Below are 10992 nucleotides of genomic sequence, written 5' to 3' on the forward strand. Positions count from 1 at the left end.
ATTCAATTATGAAGTTAGAAGACTCTACATTAGGATCAAAATATACTCTTCATTTTCCTTTTTGGTTATCACCTAATCAACAAATGCCCGCTCAAACTTATCCTGTTCAGAAAAAGCTTAAATGTCTAACGTTGACATTTGGAGTCCCAATTTTGAACCCTGAGTACAAGGAAAATTTTTACGTTATCACAGTTCAGGGATTCGATTCTAAAGAATCTGCTGAAGAATACTTTAATCACCTGTGGGCCGGGCTAGTCTGGATGTTACTAAATAGAGGCATAGGATTCAATATTACCAAAGATATACAAAATAGTGATGGTGATGTGATTGTTGATGTTAATCTTCCTGCTGTGTATCCATCTGATAAGCAACCCATTACCATAGGCGCTTTGCTAGGAGACTTTATATTTAAAATAGATTTTGAGCAATTTTACTCTCCATTACTCGAAGGAGCTACAGTATCTAAAAACTCAATGTTTATTTCAGACCTTAGTCCTGAGTTAAAACTAGCGCTAGAACTTTACAATAGCTGTTGTTATGAACAATTATTACCAAAACCAAAGTTTTTAATGTTGATAATAATCCTAGAGACCCTGGCAAACGCCTACAAAAAAGAAAATTCTGATAAAATTAGGCAGCTAGTTAATGAATGGAATCAACAGATAAAACAACGTATCAAAGAATTGGAAGCTAATCAAGAAGACTACAAACAAAATAAAAATCATGAAAAACTAGAAGAACTTAAAGCAGTAAAATCAATCGAAGGAAGGCTAAAGCATCTCAAAGATAATTCTCTGCTAGACAGAATAAAAAATCTAGTGATTGAAACTTTGAAAGTAAATGAATTCGAGTCTCAAAAATATAAAAAGACTTTAAACAAGCTTTATGGTATTAGAAGCACCTTAGTTCATGAAGGCAAAATAAAAGATGGAAAAAGTTTTTTGGAAGATTTACAAGAGGCTGAACATATTGTTCAAGCAGTCCTGAAGGCTAAGTTCTGCTCGATAGTAGAAATCCATAACTAGAGTAATACCTAAACTCTCCAATTCTTGTCGTTTTACAGGTTGGGGCATTTTCTTGGCTGACCTCGCAGACACTTCTATGCTAGACGCAGGCAAGGACATTTTTGTAAAAACGAAGTCGCTTTACTCTCAGCGTCCGGGTTGCCTATATGCGCTGGAGTCGGTCGGATGATGCCATTAAACAAATCATCCAGACCATAAGGAGTAAACAACTGCCATTCTCCTTGAGTATCTAACCGAACCCCTACGGACGTCGCCGTGTGCAGCCAATCAGTAACCCCATCTTCAGTGCTGTTGTAAGGTGTGCGACCGGAACGCCAACGTGCAAAACTCGCTTGATTTTTGACATCGAACTTGTAGTCAGGATGCGCTGTGACGGTAGCCTTGGCGGTGAGTTCTTGGGAATGATCGCTAAGCGCATCAAAAAAGGCGATGTCAAAGTCGTTGATGACTAACTGACACTCATTGCTAAATAGCGATCGCTTCTACCGTATTTCGCACTGCACCACCAGCTAACCACCAGTCGGGAAGATTCAAAAGCGCGATCGCGGCAGTTTTTCTGTGAGGGCGATCGCACCAGTTAAAATCAAAACCCCTATCGCCTGATGCTACTGATGGACGATAATATCATTGCGATTAATTTCGATTAGAGAATGTTGCTCAAACAAATCAGCCAGTTGTGACAAGTTCTTCGCAAATAACTCAAACAGTTCAGTATTCGTAATATTGCCCGTCGTGACCAGAAGCAGTTTGTAGGGTTGTTGGCGAAGCAAGAAAGAGTCCAAAAAATCCCGATCTTTTGTCACGACAATTCGCTCCTGCTGCATCGAAATGGCATTAATTTCAGAATCCATCGTCGCATTTTGCTGGGGTAAGTCTCTAGTGTGAATGACATCATAACCAGACATTTGCAGCACCCTCGCCAACCGAATCGGCAATTGGGCATCGACTAGAAACTTCACTGCACTACCCTATGAATGCTTTTAACCTGAGTCAATCGGGTTGCAAACGCCAATGCAGCAAGGATGTCTGCGGCTTCCAAATCATCATAATCTTCTAGAATATCGTCGATGGTCATGCCAGAACTCAGTAACTCTAGAATAAACTCCACCGGATAGCGAAGTCCGCGAATGCAGGGTTTACCATGACAAATTTCTGGATTAAGAGTGATACGTTGTAGCAGATTATTTTCCATACTCAACTCCCTCAATTATTCATTATTCTAAAAATTTTATAACGCTTTTAAATCTTCCTATCTATAGGAGTTTTCTCTCAAAATTCGCTTCCAAATAGGCTCTTTTGATGGCAATAATTTTATCCTTACAGAAAGCCATTTAATGCTGAAACTCTTTACCAAACAGCGATCGCTAACCCGGATTTCGCACCGCACCACCTGCTAACCACCAGTCGGGAAGATTCAAAAGCGCGATCGCAGGTGACACAACACCAATCGGCGAATCAACCAAAATCTTCAGGAGGCGAGTGGCGCTATCCATACTCAACTGATCCCTAAGTAATTCTCTAAGCTTTATTTTGCAGTTTTGTATCTAGGGGCTTGCTTCCCTAACTTAAGTTGTTTGAGAACTGGATGGCGCACAGATGAAGGTATTATTAACTAAAAGAAGCGTTGGTAAGGATTTTGGCAACAAAGCCCTCTCCACTACCTCGATAACCCCAAACCTACTCTGTGGAATTCCCCATGCCTCACGAACCCAGCCCAGTCCAATCCGCCGTCCTACTCACCATTATTGCTGAAACAGTGCTTAAAGATGCTATTGTCAATTTGTTTAAAAGCAATAACGTAAGCGGCTACACCATCAATCAAGTGCAGGGTGAGGGTAGCCACGGCAGACGCTTAGGAGACATAGCGGGCTACAACACTAATATTGAAATCAAGACCATTGTTTCACTAGAAGTATGTGATTCTATTTTTTGGTCTATAAAAGACTATCAGGGTAAGCACGCCTTAATGGCCTTCCGACAGAATGTAGAAGCCTTGGCTTAATTAACCTGGTTTGTGGAGCTGTTCCTTGATTTGCGCCTGCAAGAGCTGAATTGTCTGTTTGCTGAAGCAAAAGCTCTTACAACAGCGATCGCAAACCTGTATTTCGCACTGCACCCCTATTGTCAGCCCTTAAAAAGATACCCGACTTCTTTAAGAAGTCGGGTATCTTGCCTTAACTAGGCGGCAATCGCCAGGAGTTTAAACAGTGTGCAGCCTTTTCCGAGCGCGACTTGGGGAGGCAGGTTTTTTGCTGCGCGTGGGTGCGGATGGTGCCTGGGGCTTTGCTCGGTTACTGCGACCTTGGTTCGTGCGCTGACCCTTCGGCTGGTCTATCACGACCTTGGCTGGGGCGCTTGGCTCATAGCCTGGAACCACAGTTTTGACAAGGGGTTTATTGAGCAATCGTTCGATGTCTTTGAGGAATGGATATTCATCTTCGCTGACGAGGGAAATTGCTCGTCCTTCATTTCCAGCGCGACCTGTGCGACCAATGCGATGCACATAGTCTTCTGGTACATTGGGCAGTTCATAGTTGACTACGTGGGGCAGCTGATCGATATCTAGACCCCGTGATGCTACGTCAGTGGCGACTAATACCCGCACTTTCCCTTGCTTAAAGTCTTGCAGCGCGCGGGTGCGGGCTGCTTGACTTTTGTTGCCATGAATTGCAGTGCTTTTCAGCCCATCTTGAGCAAGTTGCTCGGCTAGACGGTTAGCTCCGTGTTTCGTGCGGGTGAAGACTAGCACCTGTTTCCAGTTGTGGAACCCAATCATATGAGAAAGCAGTTCTCGCTTGCGATCGCGATCGACCGGATGCACCACCTGCTCTACCTGCTGTGCGGCGGTATTACGGGGAGCAACTTCGATTTGGGTCGGAGATTTTAACAGGCCGCTGGCAAGCTGTTGGATCGGTTTAGAGAAGGTGGCAGAAAACATCAGCGTTTGGCGGGATGGGGGGAGAATTGCCAAAATTTTGCGGATGTCGCGGATGAAGCCCATGTCTAACATCCGATCGCATTCATCCAGCACCAATATCTCTATCTGCGAGAGATCCACAGTCTTTTGCCCAATGTGGTCAAGCAACCGACCGGGCGTAGCGACTACAATATCAACTCCCCGATGCAGGGTTTGAACTTGCGGCTTAATTCCCACGCCGCCATAAATTGCTGCTGCTCTCAGCGACAGGTATTTGCCATAAGTTTTGACGCTATCTTTTACCTGATCTGCCAGTTCGCGAGTAGGTGTGAGAATGAGGGCGCGAGTCGTGCGATGCACCTGCTTGCTCTTGGTGGTACCCAGGAGTTGCAGTAGCGGCAGGGTAAAACCAGCAGTCTTGCCCGTTCCAGTTTGGGCGCTGGCGAAAATGTCTTGTCCTTTCAGGATTGCGGGAATTGCTTGCTGCTGAATGGGGGTTGGTTCAGTGTAGCCAGAGTCAGCAACAGCACGAAGCAGGTCTGTCGAAAGACCGAGGTTATCAAATGTCATGAATGCGATCGCTCCTAGTAATGCCCCTATCCCAAATCAAGTGCCTGGGGCCAGTCTAAGAGCAAGAAATTTGTGGTTCAGTTGGATGGCTTAAATGAGCTTTTTTCCAATGCGCCAGCAACAGACCGGAATGTACTGGCAGAAACTCATTCTAACAAAAATATAAGAAAAATGCTGAAAACTCCGTGATTTTAATCCGGTGATGAAAGCTAATTGCTGGGTTTCACCTGCCTTGGAAGTATTTTGATATAGTCGCTTGACATACTCCCGCTGCTAACGTAAAGTACCAGGTTAGCTTTCCTGTGGACAGTATGGCGGTAGCCTTCTCTCAGAATTAGGTAAGCAATAGCAATTAACAAAACCAAACTTATTAAGGTAAGGCTTTGAAATAGAAGAATAGATAAATTTTAGCCCTTATATTGCAAGGGCTAAAGTGAACTATCGACTGTTTTTTTTGTTGGAAAGCAAACCTAAATTAATGAACATCAATAATCGGTTGGAGAAGAAGCGCGATCGCGCCAACAGCGACAAAAGACAAAGTTACCCAAAAGAAAATTCTCATTCTGTTTTTTTACCTTGATTTAATTTCTGATGCTTTCTACGGTTCAATGTACTGGGATTGTAGTGAAGAGTTACGATTTGCCTAATCCACCTAGGGAGAGAAAGCGCTCGATAGAAAGACAGAGTTAATAGCCTAGGAAGCGATCGCTTATCGCTGAGTCACCAACATCTTCATCCCATGTTTTGGGCGGAGTGTTAACGAGGGTTGCAGCACCACCGGATACTCTTGTTGTAGCGTCAGGCGAAACTTTTGCGCGATCGCTGCCAGCAGTAAACTTGCCTCCATCATGGCAAATGCCTTGCCAATGCAGATTCGCGACCCGCCACCAAAGGGAAAATAGGCAAAGGTGGGCAACTTCTTAATCAAATTATCTGCCCAACGATCCGGGTGGAAAACTTCGGGATTTTCAAAGAAGCGAGGATCTCGGTGCATCGCCCACTGATTGATAAACACAGTTGTACCTGCCTTTACCTCATACCCGCCCAGAACGCAGTCTTCTACAGCACGTCGGCTCATTCCCCACACCGGCGGATACAGTCGCATGGATTCCAACACCACTCGCTCTGTGTAAGGCAACTGACGTAAATCGGCAACCGTGGGTGCGCGATCGCCCAACACCGTCTTCAATTCCTCTTGCAATTTCGCTTCTACTTCTGGGTGTTGTGCAAGTAGAAACCATGTCCATGTCATGGCGTTCGCAGTCGTTTCATGACCCGCCAAAAATAGAGTCATTGCCTCATCTCGCACTTGGCGATCGCTCATCCCAGTTCCATCAGATTCATCCCGCACTTGAAGCAATAGAGAAAGTAAATCGCCTGTGTCCTTACCGCTAGCTCGGCGCTCGTTAATAATACGATAGACAATCGCATCTAATTGTTTAATTGCTCGTTGGTAGCGTAAGTTACTAGGAGTAGGCATCCAACCAGGAAGGAAATATTGATTAGCAAGATTGGCATTGAAATCCATCACTGCATTTAGCGCCGCCTGCACCCCTTCCGCTTCATCTTTAATATCAACATCAAATAGTGTTTTCGACACAATTTCTTCGGTCAGCAACATCATATCTTGATGAATATCGCGGATTTCGCCATCGGGCCATTGGTCAATTAATTGCTCAGTATAGTCAACCATTACCTTTCCATAGGCGAAAATTCGTTCCTGATGAAAAGCTGGTTGAACCAGACGGCGTTGGCGCTGCCAAAAGTCCCCTTCACTGGTTAATAAGCCATTGCCTACAACGCGCAATCCGCGTCGGTATACGCTACTTTTAACAAAGTTGGGGTATTGAGTGACCAACACTTGCTCGATCAAGTCGGGGTGGTTCGCTAAAAAAGCTGGAAATGGCCCAAACTGCCAGCGAACAAGATCACCATACTCTCTAGCACATTGGCTGAAGAACTTAAGCGGATCTCGATTAATTTCTGGAAGATGACCCACAAGGAAATGAGCTTTAGGGCCAGGTGGTAAATGTACTGCGGGCATAAACAACTCGGTTAAAAATGCTTTTGTGGATAATCAAATGGTTTTATAGATTCTCATACCGAAAGGTAGCTACCATCTCGGTTTTTGTTGAGTTTGAGCTGTTAAGAGCAACTTTCAAGCCTTACCTGGTGGAACATTGACTGTTAGGGCGATCGCTACTTTTTTTAAACAGCGCCTATCTAAATTTTAGCCAAAACAAATTTGTCCCAAATAAAATGACACTTACACCTGTGCGCTTGTAAGCGATCGCGTTGCGCTGACTTGTCAGTTCGCACCTCCACTCATCCTCTACCAACCTGCTTACTCTACACGTACACAAAACATCAATATAGTCAAGCTAAGGACTGCTCATTTTTTGAATCGTTTTAACGTGAAGTTTTAGCAGCGATCACAGTATGACCAATCAGAGGTTGTGGTGGGTACTGCCCACTCTGCTAACTCACACATACCTTTATCTCAAATTCAGTTTAAGTTTTTAGATAGGCTTGCTCAACGTCGGCTGCAACTATTTGAATATTTTTAGGTGGTTCAAAAACTAAATTAATTGTAATTGTTCCTTCAGGCTTTGGATTGTCAAACACCTGTGATATTTCCCGTGGAATGCGATCGATTTCAAGAAGAAAATGCTCTGTCCATCCCTCCATTTTTTCTTTTATAGATTCCAACTGTTCAGGAAAGATAGTAAAATGAACATCTATTTCCCAATCCAATAAATTATGGCATCCAAAAGCTATCTTATCTACGGCACGCTTAATTTCTAAAGCATCCCCTGGTTCTCCAGGTTTACCCCACGAAGCAACAAGGTCTTCTGTAGATGCAACCATAAACAGCTTGATCAGGGCTTGTAAATCGTGCAGTTTTTGCCTAAACCATATTATGAAATGTATTTCATCCTGAATTACAGAAGGACGATATATTAATCCTCTTTTCAAATCGTAAAAATCTTTTTTAATTGAACTTATCTTGGCTCTAAGCAATTCAACTGTTAATAAATATTCCCAAAATTCTGGCTTATCAATGGCTATCTGTCTGGATGCAGCACTCTCATTTTCAAAAGGTTTTAGATTTAAATCAATTATTTCTCTTTGCCATCCAGTACCATTCAGCTTGCGCTCTACCTGAAACTCATGATTCCTTTTCCAGCCATATAATAACTCGACTGTATATTTTTTCTCATCTGAATCTATCAACTTCGCACACTTGCGACATAACCAAATACCGTTAGTAATATTGCTCCTCTCTGCTGGAGTCATATCCAAACGATATCTGGCTGAGCCTGGATTAGCTCCCCTAATATGTGCAGCTTCACCGATATTTACTGACTTTTCATCATCTGAGTGTGGCCCGCTAGTATGTGCTTGGCAGTATGGATTTGAACACATGGAGCCACTGCGCTTTTCTAAAGTTTGTTTGATGTTTTGAAGGAATCTATTTTTGTCAAGTGCCATTAAGATATACTCCAATAATAATTAGTAATTTTGTACTATACATAATTATACCGATACTCATTTAAGAACGACTATACTCTTCAGAAAGGCATAAGACCGTAGGTTAGGTTGAAGCATGAACCCCAACATATCCTTAGTGATATTGATACCCTAATGTCAACGACTGTTTTCCCTGTGTTAGCAATTTAGGAAGCGATCGCGCTTCCTAGGCTGCGAACAATTGTGGATAATGACCTTGCTGGGAATGCGATCGCCATTACTTGTGGAATAGGTTGAGAAGCAAAACTTGTCATCCTAAGCCATACAATGCTACAGAAAATTCTGAAGTTCACAAACGTTCAGTACAGCCTACGCGGGCAAGCATATTTAAACCCAACCAGCACTTAAGGAAGCAAGTCCAGCACAGATAAACGGCTGACTATTTGCCCTGCGATCGCAACAGGCACTTCATCAGACAGTTGATAATCTTGACGACGCTGATAGATGGATTCCTCAGCCACAACCGGCTCGGTGTAGACCTCAATCTGCTTTTCTGGGAGGTTGATAATCCAGTAAATCGGAATTCCAGCACGAGCGTAGAGACGCTGTTTTGAGGTGCGATCGCGCTCTAGGGTAGAGTCGGCAACTTCAATAATTAGGGCGATGTCAGCAGCACCGGGATGACGATCGAGGTAGTCGCGGGTATTTCCCCGAACGACCACCACATCTGGCTCTGGCTCACTATCTGTTAGGGTGATAGGTTCTTGGGTATCGACGTACCAGCCTTCAGGAATGACGGCTTCTAAAGCATTTCGAGTCAGTTTGGTAGTCGCACGATGGGGCGGATTTTTCGGCATTTTGTAGACCAACCATCCATCCAGCAGCTCTACCGGATCGTCGTCGCTCAGGATGCCAAGACGAATCATCTGGTGATACTGCTCAACACTCAAACGCCAAACGGGTTCTGTTGGTACTGCCGCAATGGTTTGGGTATTCAGTGTATCAGATGGTATGGATGTGGACACAGGGTATGTCAATTGAGCGCATTTACTGGCGATCGTAGCACTTGTGAAATTGCCTTTGTCTGCGGGGAATGGGGCTGCTTAGGCGAATGCGCGATCGCACTTATCAGAGTAAGTGATGCCATTGAATCAGATGCTAAAACTATCTGGATGCCGACAATGAATCATCTGGTTGGAAGTCAGGATCGTCAAAGTAGTATTGTCCATTCGCTTTCGCGATCCGTTCCAACAGTTGCGGAATTCCGTTGGCAATTACCTTTACGTCTTCGGTTGTGAATGTCCAAACTTCTTGCCCAAACATTGGATCGGTTCCTTCCCAAACGGGTTTGCCTACAATCACCCACCATTCCAAAAGGCGATTTCTATCATCTTGACTCCTTCGGCGACGGTATACATAGCTATACGCAATGCAGCGATCGCCCTCAATATCGATAAAAGCAGTGAACTGTTTGGAAGTACCTTTCAACTCGTGATAAGTATAGTCCTGTAATGCCCGAATGTGCCAAGGATATTTGCTTTGACCAACAATTGTGCCACCGTCGAAATGGCTGTGGAGTTGAATCAGTTCCTTTGGCATTTCAGGTTGGCTTGGAGTCTCTGACCAATTAATCGGCGATCGCATACTAGGTTTTTGCTCTAGGATGGTTAGCAACTTGAGAAATCGATCTTGCTTCCGTACTGCCCAGCCGATTTCCGGTTGGAGATAGCCATCTTGTTGCCGAACTCCAATAAAGCCTGCAACCACTTCTAAATCACCTTTTCCTTGCGGGGTAACGAGTGCGATTGGTGCTTTAGAGAGTCCAGTAGGCAATACTGTTGGTGAGATTCCGTCCTCGACCGTGAGTTCTGCACGAGGGATATCTAGAATCGGATTTTTTTGCGTAGGCGCATGGGTGACGGAGTGATTAATGTAGGGAAATAGATCGGCTAACCATCCTGTAATCACCTCTCCACCGTATATCTCCTTTGGTTTGTAAATCTGCTGCCAAAATTTCAGTGGAGGTCTACCAGCAACGGTGTCAATCAAAGCATCACAAATTGGCAACAGCCGTTCTGTCCACCAACCCAGATCGTAAGCAGCGATCGCTTCAACCCGGTGTCGGATACTGCGCCAGTCGGCTTCTGTTCCGCGCACTGTAATCCCAGGAATGCCGCAAATGGCATAGAGCATATAATCAAAATACTGCTGGAATGCATCCATCATCACCACCTGACTTGCTGTTTGGATGATGGATGTAGTGGTGCTGAAGTTGCACACCATGAGTGAGTGAATATCGGGCTTAACATTGTGACGAATGCGTTCTGACCATTTTTCAATCACTTCAGCCCAGTCATTCGGTTGATCGAGTTTCTGGGTCTCAACCTTTAACTCCAGCTTGCCTGAATGACCCACAAAACGCGATCGCAACTCTTCGGCATTATTATTGATGTGTTGTGCAAACCCTTGGGCAATCGTCAGCCAAATTGCATCTGGAGTCAGCAACAGGGGTCGATGTTCGCTGTGGGCCATATGAACAGCCGTGACTAGGGGATGATTCCCTGATTCCTGAATGACTTCAAATGAGGTACTGTGGCTGAATGCTAATAATGGAGAACCTAATCGCTCCTCAAATTTACTCCAAGCCTCGCTAACGGGAATGATATCTTGGCATACCTGGACATCATCAACCAGAAAACTAATTTCTCCGTCCGATTGCTCCAAAATTGGCGCTAGAGTTTCCATAATAATTTATCGAAATGGGCAAATAGGATAGGGCGTAAGCCAATTTACAAGAAAGTGGCATATTTCAAGAATATATCCTACGAATCAAACAAATAATCGCCTCTTTCTCTATGGAGTCAAGGTCAGGTAGTGCGATCGCCTATTGTTCATTTATAGAACCCATTTGACATCTAAGTTTGATATCTAAGAAGGTGCTGCAAGCCTCTTAATCATCAAGCGAATAAAACAAAGATTAACCTTGGCAGTCGCATTAGTTAAAGTTCT

10 protein-coding genes and 1 pseudogene are annotated in these 10992 nt (G+C 44.2%); 2 read left to right on the forward strand and 9 right to left on the reverse strand.

Going from position 1 to position 10992, the window contains the following annotated elements; translation table 11 throughout:
* The first annotated feature begins 8 nt into the window (after window positions 1-8).
* Window positions 9-1025 (forward strand): HEPN domain-containing protein, encoded by a 1017-nt coding sequence (locus H6F66_RS04880; protein WP_190418774.1) that lies wholly within the window; start codon window positions 9-11, stop codon window positions 1023-1025.
* Window positions 1026-1099: 74 nt separating this feature from the next.
* Here H6F66_RS04880 and H6F66_RS29205 read toward each other — a convergent pair.
* The 4 genes and pseudogenes from H6F66_RS29205 to H6F66_RS28255 form a co-directional block, all read right to left on the reverse strand.
* Window positions 1100-1568 (reverse strand): annotated as a pseudogene (locus tag H6F66_RS29205) (nucleotidyltransferase family protein).
* Between the two features lie 62 nt (window positions 1569-1630).
* Window positions 1631-1984, reverse strand: coding sequence for a DUF5615 family PIN-like protein (locus tag H6F66_RS04890; RefSeq protein ID WP_190418776.1), 354 nt, complete (start codon window positions 1982-1984; stop codon window positions 1631-1633).
* Window positions 1981-2217 carry a DUF433 domain-containing protein gene (locus tag H6F66_RS04895; protein WP_190418778.1) on the reverse strand — a complete coding sequence of 79 codons (237 nt, stop codon included), beginning with the start codon at window positions 2215-2217 and terminating at the stop codon, window positions 1981-1983. Before H6F66_RS04895 ends, H6F66_RS04890 begins: the two co-directional genes overlap by 4 nt.
* Window positions 2218-2389: 172 nt before the next feature.
* The gene (locus H6F66_RS28255) at window positions 2390-2518 is read right to left on the reverse strand and encodes a nucleotidyltransferase family protein (RefSeq protein ID WP_242019282.1); all 129 of its coding nucleotides are present in this window, start codon (window positions 2516-2518) and stop codon (window positions 2390-2392) included.
* Window positions 2519-2721: 203 nt separating this feature from the next.
* Here H6F66_RS28255 and H6F66_RS04900 point away from each other — a divergent pair, with 203 nt between their 5' ends.
* Window positions 2722-3027 carry a hypothetical protein gene (locus H6F66_RS04900; protein WP_190418780.1) on the forward strand — a complete coding sequence of 102 codons (306 nt, stop codon included), beginning with the start codon at window positions 2722-2724 and terminating at the stop codon, window positions 3025-3027.
* Window positions 3028-3225: 198 nt separating this feature from the next.
* Here H6F66_RS04900 and H6F66_RS04905 read toward each other — a convergent pair whose 3' ends face one another.
* The 5 genes from H6F66_RS04905 to H6F66_RS04925 form a co-directional block, all read right to left on the reverse strand.
* A complete protein-coding gene (locus H6F66_RS04905; protein WP_190418782.1) occupies window positions 3226-4512 on the reverse strand; it encodes a DEAD/DEAH box helicase in 1287 nt (428 codons plus the stop codon).
* A 709-nt stretch (window positions 4513-5221) separates the two neighbouring features.
* A complete protein-coding gene (locus tag H6F66_RS04910; RefSeq protein WP_190418784.1) occupies window positions 5222-6556 on the reverse strand; it encodes a cytochrome P450 in 1335 nt (444 codons plus the stop codon).
* A 467-nt stretch (window positions 6557-7023) separates the two neighbouring features.
* Entirely contained in the window at window positions 7024-8004 is a 981-nt protein-coding gene (locus tag H6F66_RS04915; RefSeq protein WP_190418786.1) for a hypothetical protein, read from the reverse strand.
* Window positions 8005-8387: 383 nt separating this feature from the next.
* Window positions 8388-9008: a Uma2 family endonuclease gene (locus H6F66_RS04920; protein WP_347269339.1), complete on the reverse strand. Its 621-nt coding sequence runs from the start codon at window positions 9006-9008 to the stop codon at window positions 8388-8390.
* Between the two features lie 139 nt (window positions 9009-9147).
* Complete coding sequence (locus H6F66_RS04925; protein ID WP_190418788.1) at window positions 9148-10728, reverse strand: DUF4419 domain-containing protein; 1581 nt, start codon at window positions 10726-10728, stop codon at window positions 9148-9150.
* Window positions 10729-10992: the final 264 nt, after the last annotated feature.

It is taken from the genome of Trichocoleus sp. FACHB-6 (assembly GCF_014695815.1).
Taxonomy (GTDB): domain Bacteria; phylum Cyanobacteriota; class Cyanobacteriia; order Cyanobacteriales; family FACHB-T130; genus Funiculus; species Funiculus sociatus.

Bases quoted from the DNA above. Each gene is read 5' to 3' on its own strand.
- H6F66_RS04880 (WP_190418774.1), top strand. From the start codon at position 9: ATGAAGTTAGAAGACTCTACATTAGGATCAAAATATACTCTTCATTTT.
- H6F66_RS04895 (WP_190418778.1), bottom strand. From the start codon at position 2,217: ATGGAAAATAATCTGCTACAACGTATCACTCTTAATCCAGAAATTTGT.
- H6F66_RS28255 (WP_242019282.1), bottom strand. From the start codon at position 2,518: ATGGATAGCGCCACTCGCCTCCTGAAGATTTTGGTTGATTCGCCGATT.
- H6F66_RS04900 (WP_190418780.1), top strand. From the start codon at position 2,722: ATGCCTCACGAACCCAGCCCAGTCCAATCCGCCGTCCTACTCACCATT.
- H6F66_RS04905 (WP_190418782.1), bottom strand. From the start codon at position 4,512: ATGACATTTGATAACCTCGGTCTTTCGACAGACCTGCTTCGTGCTGTT.
- H6F66_RS04910 (WP_190418784.1), bottom strand. From the start codon at position 6,556: ATGCCCGCAGTACATTTACCACCTGGCCCTAAAGCTCATTTCCTTGTG.
- H6F66_RS04915 (WP_190418786.1), bottom strand. From the start codon at position 8,004: ATGGCACTTGACAAAAATAGATTCCTTCAAAACATCAAACAAACTTTA.
- H6F66_RS04925 (WP_190418788.1), bottom strand. From the start codon at position 10,728: ATGGAAACTCTAGCGCCAATTTTGGAGCAATCGGACGGAGAAATTAGT.